Origin of the sequence: Paenibacillus sp. OSY-SE, assembly GCF_000283315.1 — a bacterium.
GTDB lineage: Bacteria > Bacillota > Bacilli > Paenibacillales > Paenibacillaceae > Paenibacillus_B > Paenibacillus_B profundus.
The window spans coordinates 41,957-59,058 of the sequence record NZ_ALKF01000202.1 but is presented as its reverse complement, the minus strand read 5'-3'; the positions used below and the strand labels follow the sequence as shown (position 1 = coordinate 59,058).

Annotated in this window: 12 protein-coding genes; 1 reads left to right on the top strand and 11 read right to left on the bottom strand. The window is 48.8% G+C overall.

Annotated elements, in window-relative coordinates; all coding sequences use genetic code 11:
• Positions 1 to 11: 11 nt before the first annotated feature.
• The 7 genes from A372_RS0128145 to A372_RS0128115 form a co-directional block, all read right to left on the bottom strand.
• Positions 12 to 242, bottom strand: coding sequence for a DUF3906 family protein (locus A372_RS0128145; RefSeq protein WP_019424276.1), 231 nt, complete (start codon positions 240 to 242; stop codon positions 12 to 14).
• A 109-nt stretch (positions 243 to 351) separates the two neighbouring features.
• Positions 352 to 1,770: a sulfatase family protein gene (locus A372_RS0128140; protein WP_019424275.1), complete on the bottom strand. Its 1,419-nt coding sequence runs from the start codon at positions 1,768 to 1,770 to the stop codon at positions 352 to 354.
• A gap of 898 nt (positions 1,771 to 2,668) precedes the next feature.
• A complete protein-coding gene (locus A372_RS0128135) occupies positions 2,669 to 3,619 on the bottom strand; it encodes an ABC transporter ATP-binding protein (protein ID WP_443146852.1) in 951 nt (316 codons plus the stop codon).
• A 4-nt stretch (positions 3,620 to 3,623) separates the two neighbouring features.
• Positions 3,624 to 4,673 (bottom strand): ABC transporter ATP-binding protein, encoded by a 1,050-nt coding sequence (locus A372_RS0128130; RefSeq protein WP_019424273.1) that lies wholly within the window; start codon positions 4,671 to 4,673, stop codon positions 3,624 to 3,626.
• A gap of 18 nt (positions 4,674 to 4,691) precedes the next feature.
• Complete coding sequence (locus tag A372_RS0128125) at positions 4,692 to 5,825, bottom strand: ABC transporter permease (RefSeq protein WP_019424272.1); 1,134 nt, start codon at positions 5,823 to 5,825, stop codon at positions 4,692 to 4,694.
• On the bottom strand, positions 5,825 to 6,772 hold the full coding sequence (locus tag A372_RS0128120) for an ABC transporter permease (RefSeq protein ID WP_019424271.1): 948 nt from the start codon (positions 6,770 to 6,772) through the stop codon (positions 5,825 to 5,827). The genes A372_RS0128125 and A372_RS0128120 overlap by 1 nt, the downstream gene beginning before the upstream one ends.
• A gap of 73 nt (positions 6,773 to 6,845) precedes the next feature.
• The gene (locus A372_RS0128115; RefSeq protein WP_019424270.1) at positions 6,846 to 8,621 is read right to left on the bottom strand and encodes a peptide ABC transporter substrate-binding protein; all 1,776 of its coding nucleotides are present in this window, start codon (positions 8,619 to 8,621) and stop codon (positions 6,846 to 6,848) included.
• A 477-nt stretch (positions 8,622 to 9,098) separates the two neighbouring features.
• Here A372_RS0128115 and A372_RS0128110 point away from each other — a divergent pair, with 477 nt between their 5' ends.
• Positions 9,099 to 9,482, top strand: a complete 384-nt coding sequence (locus A372_RS0128110) for a DUF3899 domain-containing protein (protein ID WP_019424269.1) — start codon at positions 9,099 to 9,101, stop codon at positions 9,480 to 9,482.
• A 155-nt stretch (positions 9,483 to 9,637) separates the two neighbouring features.
• On the opposite strand, the gene A372_RS0128105 is transcribed toward A372_RS0128110, so the two are convergent.
• The 4 genes from A372_RS0128105 to A372_RS0128090 all read right to left on the bottom strand — a co-directional run bounded on the left by A372_RS0128105 (position 9,638) and on the right by A372_RS0128090 (position 16,977).
• Complete coding sequence (locus A372_RS0128105) at positions 9,638 to 13,264, bottom strand: glycosyl hydrolase family 18 protein (RefSeq protein ID WP_019424268.1); 3,627 nt, start codon at positions 13,262 to 13,264, stop codon at positions 9,638 to 9,640.
• Between the two features lie 1,213 nt (positions 13,265 to 14,477).
• On the bottom strand, positions 14,478 to 15,449 hold the full coding sequence (pfkA, locus tag A372_RS0128100) for a 6-phosphofructokinase (RefSeq protein ID WP_019424267.1): 972 nt from the start codon (positions 15,447 to 15,449) through the stop codon (positions 14,478 to 14,480).
• 21 nt (positions 15,450 to 15,470) lie between these two features.
• On the bottom strand, positions 15,471 to 16,553 hold the full coding sequence (locus A372_RS0128095; RefSeq protein WP_019424266.1) for a tetraprenyl-beta-curcumene synthase family protein: 1,083 nt from the start codon (positions 16,551 to 16,553) through the stop codon (positions 15,471 to 15,473).
• Positions 16,554 to 16,659: 106 nt separating this feature from the next.
• Positions 16,660 to 16,977, bottom strand: a complete 318-nt coding sequence (locus A372_RS0128090) for a hypothetical protein (protein WP_019424265.1) — start codon at positions 16,975 to 16,977, stop codon at positions 16,660 to 16,662.
• Between the last annotated feature and the right edge of the window lie 125 nt (positions 16,978 to 17,102).

The window sequence follows — 17,102 nt, the reverse complement described above, 5'->3', positions numbered from 1 at the left end:
CTCTCCCTTCATCATGTTGCAGTTAAAAAGCATTCATTCATGTCACGGGATGGAATGATATATCCGCTGCCGATCTGACAGCGTTTCTTCTCTAATAATGTCAGTTCCTGCACCGCCTGGCCGGGCATGGTCTGCTCGAAATGCGCTTCCGCATGGATGAACGCTTGCTCTTCCGTCTCCGCTAAGAGAACACACACGAACGAACCTTGTTCTATGGACGCTTCCAACCGAAATATGTACATCTGTACCATCCCTCCCCTTCGGTCATCATACAAAAACAGGAAGAAATCGTCAAGATACCAAGACGTTCATGCGTCGTGTCCGAACCGCATCTTCTAGAAGCCTCTTCGCCTATATTTCATCTACCGGAAGATCCGACACATCCGCTTGCAATCTGTGCAGCTCTTCCTTCAGCTCGCTAGTGACGGCTTCATATTCTGGAAGTCCATATACGTTCTTCAGTTCATAAGGGTCTTTATTCAGGTCAAACAGCTCCCATTCAGGCGGCCGATTCTCGTCAAGCGATCCCGGAGTGCCAAGCGCTTGCGCATAATAGTATATCAGCTTGTAACGGTCTGTCCGAATGCCGTAATGGGAATACACATGATGATGCTCATCGAGATGCATCCAGTAACGGTAGTACATCGCGGTTCGCCAATCATCCGGTGTTGTGCCCTGCAGCAGAGGCCGCAACGAACGGCCTTGCATATCCGCCGGCGCTTCGATGTGAGCATAATCCAAAAATGTCTGCGCAAAATCTACGTTTAACGCCATCGACTCTGTCACACTTCCCGGTGCGATTTCGCGCGGGTACCGTACTACAAATGGCATGCGCAGCGATTCCTCATACATAAAGCGCTTATCGAACCATCCGTGGTCGCCCAGGAAAAACCCTTGATCCGAGGTGTAGATGACAATCGTATCCTCCGCAATTCCTTCTGCTTCCAAATAGTCCAGCAGCCGCCCCACATTGTCATCAATCGAAGCGACACACCGCAAATAGTCTTTAATATAGCGTTGATACTTCCAACGCTTCGCTTGCTCATCGCTAAGCCCCTCAGGCGGATTCCCCTTCGTATCGGTAACGACCATATCCCGGCCGATCCGCATCTTCGCTTGAACTGCCGCTTGCGCTCGATTTGCGTAGTCGTCATCGAATGTTTCCGGATAGGGAATTTCCACGTCTTCGTACATGCGGCTATGACGTTCGTCCGGCTGCCATGGCCGGTGCGGCGCTTTGTGATGACACATCAGCATGAATGGCCGATCCTTGTCCCGCTTCCGCAGCCACTCTAGCGACTTATCGGCAATCACATCCGTTACATAACCTGCGATTCGCTGTCTGCCGCCCTCTTCGATAAATTCAGAGTTGAAATAATCTCCTTGACCATCCAGCACGCTCCAATAATCAAATCCAGTCGGATCGGCAAATCCGCCATGTCCCAAATGCCATTTCCCGATAATGGCCGTCTGATATCCATCAGCTTGCAGCAGCTTCGGGAATGTCTGCTTCCTCCCGTCAAAGTGATCATCAATCGATTTGACCCCATTCAGATGGTTGTATTGGCCAGTCAGAATAGATGCCCGGCTCGGGGAACAGATCGAATTCGTACAGAAGCAATGATCGAATCGAATGCCTTCATTGGCAATCCGATCGATATTCGGAGTATTGTTGATGCGGCTGCCATAACAGCTCATCGCATGTGATGCATGGTCGTCGGACATTACAAACAAAATATTCGGTCTTTGCAGCTCAGATCTTGTTGTCATTGGGCTCCACTCCTAAGGAATCAGGTTTAGACTCTTATTGTAATCGTTTGCAACCGTTCATTGTTCTATTGTAATATACCTGTTTCTCATTCGCTACCGTATACACGGGTATGGTTTGACTTTTTTCCGGACAATGAGAATGCCGCCTCATATAGATTACGAATGCCTCTCCCTACCCTAGCTTGCTCCAATAATCATGTGAAACCTCTCTCCTCTAAAGAAGATTCGCCAAAAAGTCCTTTTGTCCACTATCCCAATTATTCAGAGAATGAGCGCAATATCGAATTCTAATGCTTCAATTTAGGTACGCAATATATTTGCAATATGTCTTTCTGGTGCCTAATATCGCTCGCACTGCAATTTCATGCAACACCAGTGAACCTCGACCCATCAGAAAGAAAAGATATTCAATCTCCCATCCCAATAACCAATTACCTTACCTTCTGTCAGTTGCTGAACTGTTCATTGCAGAATCTGAATTACTCATTGCCGTTTCCTTGGTCATTGATTGCACATATAAATCACTTTCTGCAATTCCTTAAGAATTCATTACACAGCTGAATCACTCTCTGCAGTTCCTTAAGGATTAATTACACATACGAATCACTCTCTTCAGTACCTTAAGAATTATTACACATCTGAATCACTCTCTGCAGCTCTCTAGTCATTCATTACATGTATGAGTCAATCACTTCAATACCAAGCATTTATTTACGCAATCTGACGCAATGGGAGAGTGGATAAAAGAGCATATCGAGACAGAGTTGAAAGGAACACGCAAAATAAATTGGAGATGTGCCAAGCCTTCCTTGCGCAAAAATCTATACTTTCTAATCTTTTAAAAAATACACCGCCATTTCAGATAACATCATCTGAAACAGGGTGTATTTCTGTTTACTTAAAGCGGAATGCCTTTCTTATACTTCTCGACTTCCGCAGGAGATGCATAGACGAAATGTCCGGGTCTGATTTCAACCAATTTGGGCTGCTCTGCCCCGTAGTTATGAATTTGCGGGTTATAGTAAATCCGCTTGCGGTTCCGTTCGTGATGCGGGTCAGGCAGCGGTATTGCGGACAGCAGCGACTTCGTATACGGGTGCAGCGGTTGTTTGTACAGCTCGTCGGCCTTGGCCAGCTCCACAATTTTCCCGTTGTACATCACGCCGATCCGATCGGAAAAATATTTAACGACCGACAGATCATGCGCAATGAACAAAATCGTTAACCCCAGCTTCTTCCGCAATCTGTTCAGCAAATTCAATACCTGAGCCTGAATGGATACGTCAAGAGCAGATATCGGCTCATCTGCGATAACCAAATCCGGGCTCGTAATCAACGCACGCGCAATGCCGATCCGCTGGCGTTGGCCCCCGGAAAATTCATGAGGGTAACGGCCTGCATGCTCTCTTGTCAGACCGACCGTTTCCAATATGTCATATACCATATCGAGCATTTCTTCTTCATTTCTGCATAGCTTGTTGATTTTCAGACCTTCTCCGATAATCTCCTTTACCGTCATGCGCGGATTCAAAGAAGCGATCGGGTCCTGGAATATCATTTGCATGCCGCGCGTAACTTCTTTTTTTATTTCTTTGGTCAGCTCCCCAGAGATTAGCGTTCCGTTAAAATAGATCTCCCCGTCCGTCGGCTCATACAACCGGATAATCGTTCTGCCGGTCGTTGTTTTGCCGCAGCCGGATTCGCCGACCAGACCGAACGTTTCCCCCTTGTAGATCGTGAAGCTGATATCGTCAACAGCCTTCATTACCGTTTTTCTGCGTCCGCGGCCGCTTGAGAAGTACTGTTTCAGATTTTTCACTTCCAACACTGGCTGTAATGTCGAATTTATCATTTCAACGCACCAGCCTTTCGGTTTGCTGCGCAATTCTCCTCTTCAGCACGTCGGGAATTTCCACTTTGGGCGCATTCGGATGGAGGAGCCAGGTGGCAGCGTAATGCGTATCGCTCACTCTGTACATCGGCGGATCCTCCTCGTAGTCGATGCGCATGGCGTAACGGTTGCGCGGCGCAAATGCATCTCCCTTGGGCGGATATAGCATGTTCGGAGGCGTGCCCGGAATGACGAGCAGTTCGTCTGAAGAGCTCGTATCCAGATCAGGCATCGATACTAACAAGCTCCACGTATACGGATGCTTCGGATTGTAAAAAATCTCATCCACCGTACCGTATTCTACGATCTTCCCCGCATACATTACAGCCACCCGGTCAGCCACATTAGCGACTACGCCCAGATCATGAGTGATGAAAATGACCGACAGATCACGTTCCTTCTGAATCTGCTTGATTAAGTCCAAGATTTGCGCCTGAATGGTCACATCCAGAGCAGTCGTTGGTTCATCACAGATTAACACTTCCGGATCGCAGGCAAGAGCAATGGCAATGACTATTCGTTGTCTCATGCCACCGGAGAATTGAAACGGATATTGCTCGAAGCGCTTCTCTGGATCGGGAATACCGACCGCAATCATTAACTCGATCGCTCTTTGTCTGGCTTCTGCCTTGCTGATGTTGCGTACTCTCAAAGCTTCCATAATTTGTTTTCCGACTTTCATGATCGGGTTTAAAGATGACATCGGATCCTGAAAAATCATTGAAATTTTGGAGCCTCTAATTTGCGTAAACTGGCGCTCCGAATATTGGGTCAGATCCGCGCCGCGATAAATGATGTTCCCGCGTTCAATGTTTGCGTTTTTAGATAAAATACCCACAATTGCTTTGTTGGTTACAGATTTCCCCGATCCCGACTCGCCAACAATAGCCAACGTTTCCCCTTTGCGCAGATCGAATTGAACGCCCCGCACCGCATGCACCTTTCCGGAGAACGTATTGAACGTAATATGCAAGTCGTTCACCTGCAAGATTGCTTCGTTGTTAGTTGTCATCTTTCCCCCACCCCGCTCTTATTCTTGGCCTCGTAATGTCGGATCGAAGGCATCTCGCAAGCCATTGCCGAACAAGTTAAACGACAGCATCAATATCGAGATGACGATCGCCGGGAATAGCGTCAAATGGGGATGCTCCAACAGCACCTTCTGTCCTTCCGCCAACAATACCCCAATCGAAGGCTCAGGCGCGCCAAGTCCTAATCCCAAATAAGAGAGAAATGATTCGATAAAGATGGCTCCCGGTACGGCAAAAGTAGCTTGCGTAATGATCGGTCCAATGGCGTTCGGCAAGATGTGCCGGAAAATGAGCAACCGATCTTTGGCCCCCATCGTTCTGGATGCCAATACATATTCCTGCCCTTTGTATTTGTAGAACTGGGCCCTGATCATACGGCTCATGCCTATCCATCCGGTAACAATCATCGCCAATATGAAGGGAAGTATGCCCGCGCCCAAATACATGACGAATAGGATAACTAACACCAGCGGTGGAACCCCGCTCAAAATTTCGATAATGCGCTGCATTACCATGTCAACAGTTCCGCCATAGTATCCAGATATCGAACCGTATGTGACCCCAATCAGCACGTTTATCGTTACAGCCATGAACCCGATCAACAAGGAAATGCGCGTTCCTTTCCACAAACGCGTCCATTGATCCCGTCCCAGGGCATCCGTTCCCATCCAAAAATAAGTATCTTTCGCCCCTTTTAATTCATACATATCGACTTTGGCTTTCACCATCGGTATTTTCCGGCCGCGGTAATCCATGTCGTATTCTTCCATCACTTTGACGATACTGCCTTTATATTTCTGATCCAGACTTGTCTTCTTAATGTCCATCACTTTCGTGCCATCCCAAATTCCGATCTTCTCTATGCCCGGCACGCGCGGCGGCAGCAAAGCCCATTCAATATGCTGCTCCCGATACGAAAATGAGCTCAATAACGGAGCGATAATTGCCATCAAAATAATCAATCCGATGAAGAAGGCGGCGACGAAGGACGCATTGTTCTTCCGGAATCGCAGCATAGCGTCTTTGAAGAAGCCGATGGCCTTCCCTTCGAACTTCTCGTCCGCAAGCTGCTTTTCACGCTGTACAAACTCAAAGGGGTTCTGCTCCCTGTTGTTGTCCGTTTCCAATTTCATCACTTCTTCCCTCCCATGCGGATCCGTGGATCAATGATGCCGTAAGACAAGTCGACCACTAAAATACTGATCAGAGCGATTACGGAATAAAAGAACATGACGGCAATCGTAAGCGGATGATCCAAAGCATTGATAGCGTTAATAGATAAGGAACCGAGACCCGGCACGCTAAATATATTCTCAATGACGATCGCACCCGATAAAATCGAGAAAATCATCGGTATAAAGATGTTGGCCAATGGAATGAAAGAGTTGCGGATCGCATGCCGCAGCGTCGCCTGCATTTGTGATAGCCCTTTCGTCCTAGCCAACAGCATATAATCTGAATTCAGCGTTTCGCATAATTCGGCACGCAAATAACGAGTAACGATCGCGATTTCTCCGAAGGACAGGGCTAGAATTGGCAAAATCATCGATTTGAATTTCGTCCATGTCAGTGCCTGTTCGGCTGAAAGCAAAATCGGAACCAGCTCCCACTTGAACGCCACGATATACTGAAGCAAAGCCGCAATAACGAAGGAGGGTACGGATATAAACAAAACAACCATCATATTGAGCCCGTGATCCGTCGCGGTATTCTTCTTCAAGGCCGCCATAATCCCGCACATGACCCCTATCGGCAGCGTAAATAAAAGCGCTAAAATATTGAGCTGAATCGTAATCGGGAGCTTATCCTTGATGATATCGAATACAGGCACCTTCGGCTGCACCTTAATGGAATCACCGAAATTAAAGGTCAGGAAGTCCCCTAAAAAATATACATACTGCACGACTAACGGCTTATCCAAATGGTACTTCGCTTCAATGCGCTCCTTAATGTCTATCGGCAGCATCGGATCGTTCACTATGCTGCCAGGCATGGAATGAATCAAAAAGAAAAGCAGGCTAATAATCAAAAATAAGGTGATTGCCATGGCAACCAATCTTTGCGATATGTATCGTAGCATGGGCCTGAAGCTCCTTTTCGCAAATTCGGAGACCTTGCGCGGGCTGAAGCTCGCTCAAGGTCTCTGGACATCATTATTCCAAAATATTCACTTGCAGCGGAGCAAATCCGATTGACGGGAGAAACTTCCCCTTCCCCTTCAGATCCATCCGATCTTGAAACAGTACCGCGTTGTTATTTTGGAATAGTGGAATTTGCGGAACGTAGTCCAGCAGCATTTTTTCCATTTGCACCAATGCGTCTAATCTTTCCTCCGGCTTCAGCAGCAGATCACCGGTCACCGTTCGCTTCTGCAGTTCATCGAATTCAGCGCTGCTAAAGCGATGCGAACGGTTCGGGAAGTCTGTTCTCCACGCCTTCATGCTGGACCATGGATTGAACGGATTCTGCGTAATAGAGCCGATTCCCAATTCGAAGTTGCCATCCCGATAAGCATCATAGGCTGCCGAAGGCGGCATCGCTCTTAATGTAATATCGAGCTTATCTTTACCGAACAAGTTCTCGTACAGCTCTTCTGCCACTTCCGCCGTGCGCTTCATCGTTTCCTGCGAGTCGAAATAAGTGAGCTCAATTGTAATCTTTTTGTTGCCATTCGCTTGGTATGCCTTTTCGAAATATTGTTTGGCCTGTTCCGGCTCATACCCGGTTCCCGGCGGAATATTGGCTTTTGCCGCTTCCGTTTCGCGGTATCTCTGTCCATCTGCATAGTCACCGACCATGCAAATGGTCGAAATATAGTACGGAGCCGATTTAAAAGTTTTAAAAATACCTTTCGCTATTTTGTCGCGATCAATCCCGTAAAACAGCGCTTTGCGCAGATCGTTATTTCCCAAAATCGGGTTTTTCTTTGATTCGGTATTTACATAAAATCCCCACACGCCATTTGCTTCGGTGTATACAACCCTTGGATCCTCGCCATATTTATCAAACTGCTCCCCGCTTATCGAGACATTTTCGATTTCGCCCTTCTCCCACAGCTGCATGCGGGTGGAGCTCTCCGAGACGACTCTGCTTTCAATGCGGTCAGGTGTATATACCGCACTCATCGGTGCATCTTGATTTTTCTCAAACACGCGGTATTGATCACGAACCCACTCGCTTAACCGATACGTGCCACTTGAGGGAACCTGCTCCAGCGTGGTCCCGTAGGTTGTTTCGCTGTGGTCTGGCTTCATCCCCGCTTCATACAGCTGTTTATGAACGGGAGACGTACTGCCACCTTGCGAAAAGACTGTGTAAACGTCGATTTCCGGCATTTCTATCTCCAAAGCAATCTCTAGCGTCAAATCATCTTTCGCTTTAATACCGACCTCTTCCCACTTCGCTTCACCTTTAAAATACTTGTTAGCGCTTACAACAGGGATGTTGTCAAACAGTACAAACGCATTTCGGTTGGCCAGCTTCGGATCGAGCAGCATTTGATACGAGTATTCATAATCTCGCGCCGTAATCGGCGTGCCATCCGTCCACTTGAGGCCCTCTTTCAATTTAAAGGTCCACACCTTGTTGTCAGTGGTCGCTGGCAAATCTGTGGCGTGATTGCTTACGAATTTAATATTATCTGAAGTCTCATCGTAAATGAGATCTAACAAATTCCCATTTATATATTCAAGTAATAATGACGTTTCAGCGCTTTCACTCGTATGTTGGTTGAACGTCTCTGCGGACATCCCCGAAAATCTTACCACGGTAGGCTTGTCCGAAGGCTGCTTTTGTTCGGTAACAACCTTATCCTTGTCCTCCTTGCTTTCTTGGTTGGCGTTATTTCCATTTCCGCTGGTGCAACCGGTAAACGTCAGCACCATCATCATGGCCAAAATAACCAAGAACGGTTTTTTTGGCTGCTTCATAAATATCCCCTCCTGATAATATTGTTGTTTTATGTAAATTTGTGTGAGTAACAATGGAAATGAACATACGGACAACCGCATAAATTGACAAGGTGTTAATAATCATCAAAATGCGTCAGTTGATGCCAATCTGTAGCCATCATGTTAATTGTCTAGTTGAGATGATAGGTCAATAGCTGAGAAGTGTGAGAAAGCTGTCGAAAACAAACCATTGCAAGCCACATGAAGCATTCCCTTGAGGGAATATCTGGAACGCAATTATTAAAATCCTATCAAAGTCCCTAATAGTAGTCAAGATATAAATATGTGTGCCGAAAGGGGGATATTCCTAAAAATGAGGTCTGGCAGGAATATTGTATCTATTTGGCGAATGTGTTCGAAATGTATCAAAAAAATAAGCGCTTATTCGCCACGACAATCTAAAGATGTGACATCATCGATAGAGCGAGAACCAAGTGCCGATAGAGGAGCCGGAAAATGAAACGTCTATTGCTCATTACCGTTTTGTTTACAGTTGCTTATACGGCTTATAACAGCCACGCCCCGATTATTCTAAATCTTTCGAATTCGTTTTTTATTAGCGGACTTATCTATTTGTTTATTGCGTTGTTCAGTTATGTGAGAAATATCGGTTTTTTCAAGACTTTAAGCTACCATCTGTACCGAAAAAGACAGGCCGACAAGCAGGATGACGCCCTCAATGCCGCAGGAGGCACATCGGAGCAGCATCAGCAGAAAAAGATTGAATTGCATGAATACACCGCTCAGCTCGGCAAAAGTAAATGGTCAAACAAATTATTTTATTTGTTCTCGATACCGTTGTTGCTCTGTTCGTGCGTCTTGGCATTTGCCTCAATGTAATCGTATTTCAACATAAGATGAAAGTATAATTCACATGCAACGGTGAAGACAAGAAGCCTCCGGAGTACCTGCTGCCATCAGCAGGACCGGAGACTTTGTTATGGACTTTTATAGACGGCCGCGTATCATCAGACCGCCCTGCTTACGCTGCGCTGCTATTTCAACTTCCACAGCGCCGGCACGTTCGGCGGCTCCCAGCCTTGCAGCGAGGTATGACTTTGCACACATTTATACACTGTGCCGTTGTAGGTCACTTCATCATTCAATCGATAGGCGGTTCCTGCTGACCAAGCTCCCGATCCGGATTGTTCATCCGTCGTCACCTCGATGGACGCGCCTTCCGATACGTTGCCTGCCGCATCCAGCGCCGTGACGGTAAAGTTATACGCCGTATTCGGACTCAACCCTGTGATGTCCGCAAATGGAACGGTCACTTTTGCGCTTTTGGAGCCGTACGCTGCGGTATAAGCAACAACCCCGACGTTATCGGTGGAGGCAATCCAGCTCAAGCTCACGCTTGTCGATGATTTCCCCGTCACCTGCAATTGCGAGGGCGCGGTTGGAGGCGTGTTGTCAGCATCTGCCGCCGTTGTGACCGTCACTGCATTGCTCGAATCCGACAAAAGACCTGCTGCATTCTTGGCTTTAACCGTAAACGTATATGTCGTGCCTGGAGTTAACTCTGCAACGACATGATGTGTCGGCTGGACGGCCGTCAAATAGCTTCCGCCGTTGTACACCTCGTAGGTCACTGCTTTCGTCGATGCGTCCCACTCAAGCGACACGCTGTTCGCCGTTACCTTGGCAGCGCGCAGATGCCCTGGCGCCGGCGGAATTGGCGGGTTTGGCTTCGTTCCATCCAGATACGCCCGGTGTTTTTCGGAAAATTCGGACTTATTGAAGCGGTCCCAGTTGATGGACCAGGTCATCAAGCCTCTTAACCCTGGATACCCCGCTGCGTTGCGCAGCTTGTAGCGTCCTCCGTACGATTGTCCCTTCATAGCGTAATCAAGCGCCTTATGGACTTCGGACACCGGCGTAAATCCGCCGCCTGAATTCACATTCGCAGGGAGTCCGATGACTACTTGATCCGGTCGAAGCGGCGCAAAAAAACGATCCTGTTTTTTTGCCACCGGGAATCCTGTCAGCACCATATCAACCATCGCCACATGAAAATCAGCATCGCCCATCGCATAATACGTATCATCGAGCGCCGTAATAGAGCCCGAATTGTAATGCTGCACCTGCACCCAATCCAATATGTCGCGCAATCCCTCAATGACCGGCAAATAAGCGCCCGCCCGATTATCTGCGCCAGTTGCGTTCCCGCCGTAGAAGCTATAGCCTACCTGCACGAAGAACGTTTCCGGAGCCATCGTCACCATGAACGAATCGCCGAAGTGACTATGCAAGTCACGCACGGCGGCAATCAGATTTGTAATGACAGGAGTCGTCGGATGACGGAAATCAGTATCGCCCGGGTTCAAATAGAGAGAGTGGCCTTCGAAGTCGATGTCCAACCCGTCAAAGCCGTAAGTGGAAATAATGCTTTTCATCGATGTGACAAAGTTATTGCGCGCCTGATCCGTCTCCAACTGCACCTGACCATTCGCCCCGCCAATCGAGATGATTACTTTTTTTCCTTGGCTCTGTAAGTATTTCACGTCCGCCTTGAAATCGGAGTCCGTGTACTTGTAAGGCGTAAAGCCTATCGAGCCGCCTTTCGGCCCGTTGGCCGGCTCTGCGAACGCCACGTTGATGACATCAAAATTGGGCGACACGTCACGCAGGCGGATGAAGCCAGAACCGTTGTCGAAGTTGTGCCAATAGCCGACGATTATTTTTTTGTCTGCCGGAAGCGAAGCAGAAGGCTGTTCCGCTGCCGATCCCGATTCAGTCGGTTCAATGGCCGCAGGCGGCACATTGCCGCCCCCGGTATCGTCTACAGCAACTTCAGAGGCAGCAGCGGCGCAATCCCCGATTACTTTCCATACACCCCACTCGCCGCTTTGATCCGGTCGATCGCCCTGGGTCCACCATTTGGCTTCATATATTTTCCCGTTGTAAGATACGCGCTGCCCGCCCGTATAGACGGTGTTTTCCCCCCAGCTCGGAGCGGAGCAAGGCGTTCCGCCACCCGAATCGGTCGTCACTTGTATGCTCGTTCCGGGCGAGACGTTGCCAGCCGCATCTCTTGCTGTAATGGTGAACGTATACGCCGTGCCAGACGTCAGTCCAGTAATGGTTGCGGTCGTGCCCGGTGTATTCTTGCTGCCGGATGAGTAAGTTATCGTATATCCCGTAACTCCGACGTTATCCGTGGATGCCGTCCAACTCAGACTCACGCTCGTAGCGGTTTTTGCGGTCACGATTACATTCGTCGGCGCACTTGGTGGTATCGTGTCGTTGCCGCCACCCGGGTTTCCGCTTTGCAGATCGCTGGTCAATTTGTTCAGCAGCACCTTTTTGCGATCGCTGCTGTAATCCCAGAACATGGCGCCGCCCAGCTGCTTCGACTTGATGAACGCCGTTTTATGTCCGAACGATTCGACGTCATCATACGTAATGAAGATGCCATTCGAAGGATTGTACAAATAAGGGACTTTGGCAACGTCGTTCCAATAGCGTGTATAACCGTTACGATTAATATAATTGCTCTCCAAGTCGCTATAGTCGAAGACGCCCTTCTCCCATGTCCCTACATTTGGCGCACCTGCACATTGCTGATATTGCCCATTGCCCGCATTTGCGCATCCGCCCCAGCCGCGGCCGTAGAACGGGGTTCCAAGCACAATTTTCCCAGCTGGAACGCCAGCATTGATATGTCCCTGCACGCCAGCTTCAATATTGAACGCGGCTGCTGCCGGGATACCTGCCGCCGCAGCGGCCGGATCGTAGTAGAGCGGTGAATTATGCGCGCTGATGGTTTGCCAGCCGCCGTTGAAGTCATACGTCATGATGTTAATCCAGTCGACGACTTTGGCGATTTCACCAAGCTCCGTGTTGTTGGCATATGTCGGACTCGCTCCGGATGCAATCGTAAGCAAATAGGTTTTGCCATCGACCGCTCCGGCCGCATCCAGCTTATCGCGGATCGCCTGCAGCAGCAGCGTATAATTGTGTTTGTCCTCTGGACGGGCGCTGTTGCCCTTCAAACCGCCGCCAACCGGATATTCCCAATCAAGGTCGACTCCGTCAAATTGATATTTTCGCAGGAAATCAACGGCCGAGTTAGCAAAAGTCTCACGCGTAGCCGCACTCGCCGCCACATCGGAGAAACGGTTGGACCATGACCAGCCGCCAACTGAAATGATCGTTTTCAAGTGGGGATTCGTTAGCTTTAATTTGTTCAACTGCTTGATGTTTCCCCGTATTGGCTCATCCCACGTATCGCCGGGATAGCTCTTCTGAACATCGATCCACGGATCGCCCAGGACGATAGTGCCGTTCGGAACGTTTATAGTTCCATTCGCATCCTGACACGTCCACGTTTGCGGATTCGGTCCCGTCGGCTCTGGGTTGCCGTGAATTCCATTCCAACAAATATCCGCGAACGCATAGTTAACGTGCGTCACCTTGGACACGTCCATATCGCTGACTTGATAATTGCGGCCGTATGCCCCCCAGGAAGGATAGTAGCCAACGACCTTATACCCCGCCCCTGCAGCGGCCTCCTCCGCTTTGACGATTCCCGACTCCATTGCCGTAAACGGTGTAAACAACATCATTACAGCAAGCACAATAGTAGTGAACTTACGCACCACAGCCATCTGCAAATGCATTCATCAATTCCTCCTCTTCTATAAGTAAAATAACTTGTTCACCAATACAGACCATAAGTCGGCTAATTGCCGCCGAACTGGCTGCACAGGAAATAACAGAGATTGGACGCTCGGCATCACCTCCTTGCAATGAGAGTTCAAAAGCAAACCGCTTAAATTAAAAGGCGTACATTACAATAGAAGCTGCAAATATGAGGAGCAAGGGAGAGAGCGTGAAGAGGGCTGCGGTTAGAACCGTTTCGGAATGTTGAAACATAAAAGCTGATAACACAACTAATTTACTTAGAATACAAGCTGTTGTTAAAGGGATAACATTTTACTATGAGGGGGAGATTACTCCACAGCATTCAAAAACTTCGTAGCAGTCCGGGCTATCAAGCAACCCTATTAAGGCTGAAATGAAACAATTAGAGGTAGGGGGAGGTAGAGGGGTGTCCGCGTAGAGCCCTGATGATCGCCTTTGAGTTGAGGCATCCCCAATACAGCCTCTTCCCCAGGAACATGAATCTCACTGCGTGGAAGCGACATCCCCTCTGGATATGAACCAGCCTGCCAGTGGCTTCTGCCGCCCGTCAAACCTTCCAGTGCAAGACACCATTCAGAGCAAGTACCATAACTGTAAGGACATTTACTCCAGAGCTAGTACACCATCATGGTGTAAAGAGACCATACAAATCGAGCGCACCATTCCAGCGCAAGGCCACTATCACCCTCGATGTTCCTCTTCTCTTCACTCCATGTTAACTACTTTCGGGTACAGAATGTGGGAGTCACGGAGGTTAAGCTTGCTATACAACGTTTTTCTGGCAGTATCTGAATCATTGGGAGAGTGAAGCAAAGGATGATAGGGGGAAACATACCATTTGATGCAAAGCAGACAAACAGCATACCTTGTCCCTTGATTCTTACTTCAGTCACCGTTCGTTCCATTGGAAAATATACAGTCTTCTGCCAGGGTTTCAGGGCAAGATCGCCTTTCCGCTGGAAATCGTCCAATCAAAACCGGGATTCCCGCTGTACAGCGCCGTTTAAGCAAGATTCTGCTGGATCATTTCCAATGGATTAACATGCAATCGCGCCCAAACCGCCAAATCATTGGACACAATCCAATCATTACCACTTAACAACACAACAAAAACCCGGCCAACCCGCATTCATGCAGTCAGCCGGGCTCTCACAGCGCTTGTCCGAGTTGCCGGCAAGCCCGCTCCACTTACTGAGAGAGGCGGGTAGCCAGATCGTACAGCCCCATGTTGAATTCCTTCTTCGTGTTGACGACCAAATCGATATCCGTCGCCACAAGCTCTCCTTTGATAATACCGCAGCCTTTGCCAGACTCGCCTTCCATCAGCTTGCGAACCGCGAAGTCGCCGAGACGGCTTGCCAAAATGCGGTCAACCGCCGTAGGCGCGCCGCCGCGTTGAATATGTCCGAGAACCGTTACGCGCGGTTCGACAGTCGGGCAGCGTTCAATAATGCCTTGCGCGACATCTTCTCCACGACCTACACCTTCGGCCACAATGACGATGCTGTGGCGTTTGCCGCATTCGAAGTTCTCCTTCATGCGCTGCGCCACTTCATCGATGCTGAATGCCACTTCCGGCACGAGAATCGACTCCGCACCGCTTGCCAGCCCAGCATACAGCGCGATATCGCCGCAATGGCGTCCCATCACTTCCACGACGGAAGAGCGTTCGTGCGAGCTCATCGTATCGCGAAGCTTGTTGACCGCATCGACGACAACGCTAACTGCTGTATCGAAGCCGATTGTGTAGTCCGTGAAGGAAATATCATTATCAATCGTACCTGGCAGCCCCATTGTCTTAATGCCGAGCTTGCTCAATTTGTTAGCGCCTTGGTAGGAACCATCTCCACCGATGACGATAAGGCCGTCGATGCCGTGAGCACGCAAAATTTCCGCGCCTTTTTGCTGGCCTTCCGCCGTTCTGAACTCTTGGCAGCGTGCCGATTGCAATATCGTTCCGCCGCGTTGGATAATGTCACCGACGCTGCGAATATCCATTGGGCGAATATCTTGATTGATAAGCCCTTGATAACCGCGTTGAACTCCATACACTTCAATTCCATTGTACAGCGCCGTGCGAACCACCGCACGGATAGCAGCATTCATTCCTTGAGAGTCTCCGCCGCTTGTCAATACGGCAATCTTTTTTACAGCAGTCATGTTGTTTCCTCCCTCTAATCCTCAATACATATGTTTACGTATCCAGCGGCTGTTCAGCCAAAAAAACAATCGCATCAACGGACTATTTCTCATTAATCGCTTGGATACGTTTTTCACTTCTTCTTGTTCTCTCACTTTTGAGTCGGATAAATATAGAGCAAGGAGCCCTTCGATGATCATACGATGAAAGCGTCCTTCCGGCAGTGAACTAATTCGCACCGTCGCAATTTCTGCAATATGGCCGATCCGCTCCACTACCTTGCCCTGCCCATCGTAATAATTGCAGAAGTTCAAATCCCCGCCGACTCTGTCTTCTTCTTGGTCAATCAAGTAATCAAGCAGAATATGCAATCCGCATACGTATGGAAAATAGGCCTCGCGAATTTGCTCCACTTCTCGATTCGTCAAATGCTCGTCCGCCGCAGCTAAAAACAACTGAAACACACCGAGTGTGGACCCTGTTGCCGCCGCGAACTCATTCCATGCCAGTTCTGGATATTCAGCCTCGTAGGATTGCCACCACGTGAGCAGCGCGTCTTCCCGCTTGTCTGGATGAATATGCTTATAGACTTGCAGGTCAGTATAAAGCCCGACGAGACGCACAATACTTGACTGTGCGGTTGAATATCCCGGCAATCTTGCAATACTGGCACGGCATTGTTCCACTAACGCATGCAAGTAGCCGCCATCGTCCTTATCTTCTCTTAACGCATAATAATCCTTAAGCGGCTCCTCCGGCTGAACCGCATCCAGCATTGACTGGTGCAGCAATCGAAAATCATCCGGATCCATAGAGGTGCTGCGATCACATAAATTGTCCAAATAATCGCTAATAGTCTGAAATGCTACAATGAGCGGAATTAACACATCACGCACCTCTAACCGAGCTGCAGCATACACCGCACCGCCTTCACAGTGAAATTGCTTGCTAGCAATGCTCGCCAGCGCCTGCTTGCGCAATTCCTCATTCGGTATAAGTTCCGCCCGCTTCTGCCATGCCGACAATGCGGAACGAACTTCCGGCAGTATGTATTTATATACGCGGTACATGAGCCCGATCGGTTCTTTCGGAGCAGATGTACGACGTTGGCTTTGCTGGTTCAAGGATAACCTCCGTTCTCCATCGGTCTAACTGTGAATGCACTCATTTTAGCCACAACTATTATATTACGAAGTGACAGTTTGCACAAACCTTCTGATGGCTTCTATATTAGTGGTGGATTTTGGCATCCATCTCTTGATGGCTGTTGTACCACAGATGCAAATCGTTGATGATGCTGGCCAGCTCGGCAATCTCCGAATTGAGACGGCAGGAGACTTCGAATTGCTCCTCGTCATACAGAGCGTTCTGCTTGCCTATGATATCCCGCTCCAGCGCTTTTATCCGATCCGGTATCAACCCTCGAATCTCTTCCCATTTTGCCAAAATAGCCGATCGTTCATCCCAATGGAGCGATTCCCAAGCGACATGCAGAACCGGCACTTGTATGCCTAACCGGCCGTCCCGTTCAAATACAAAACTCCCCATGCTGACAACCCTCTCTCTTAAAATGAAGGACCAGCTGACGCTGACCCGATTCGTGGATATGTCGGTAAGATGTGCCTGAACGATGCCAGGTTAGAGCAACTTAGCAGTAATGTATCATTGACCAT

Coding starts and splice junctions, on each gene's coding strand:
- A372_RS0128090 (WP_019424265.1), bottom strand. CDS start 16,977: ATGGGGAGTTTTGTATTTGAACGGGACGGCCGGTTAGGCATACAAGTG.
- A372_RS0128120 (WP_019424271.1), bottom strand. CDS start 6,772: ATGCTACGATACATATCGCAAAGATTGGTTGCCATGGCAATCACCTTA.
- A372_RS0128110 (WP_019424269.1), top strand. CDS start 9,099: ATGAAACGTCTATTGCTCATTACCGTTTTGTTTACAGTTGCTTATACG.
- A372_RS0128105 (WP_019424268.1), bottom strand. CDS start 13,264: ATGCATTTGCAGATGGCTGTGGTGCGTAAGTTCACTACTATTGTGCTT.
- A372_RS0128140 (WP_019424275.1), bottom strand. CDS start 1,770: ATGACAACAAGATCTGAGCTGCAAAGACCGAATATTTTGTTTGTAATG.
- A372_RS0128115 (WP_019424270.1), bottom strand. CDS start 8,621: ATGAAGCAGCCAAAAAAACCGTTCTTGGTTATTTTGGCCATGATGATG.
- pfkA (WP_019424267.1), bottom strand. CDS start 15,449: ATGACTGCTGTAAAAAAGATTGCCGTATTGACAAGCGGCGGAGACTCT.
- A372_RS0128125 (WP_019424272.1), bottom strand. CDS start 5,825: ATGAAATTGGAAACGGACAACAACAGGGAGCAGAACCCCTTTGAGTTT.
- A372_RS0128130 (WP_019424273.1), bottom strand. CDS start 4,673: ATGACAACTAACAACGAAGCAATCTTGCAGGTGAACGACTTGCATATT.
- A372_RS0128145 (WP_019424276.1), bottom strand. CDS start 242: ATGTACATATTTCGGTTGGAAGCGTCCATAGAACAAGGTTCGTTCGTG.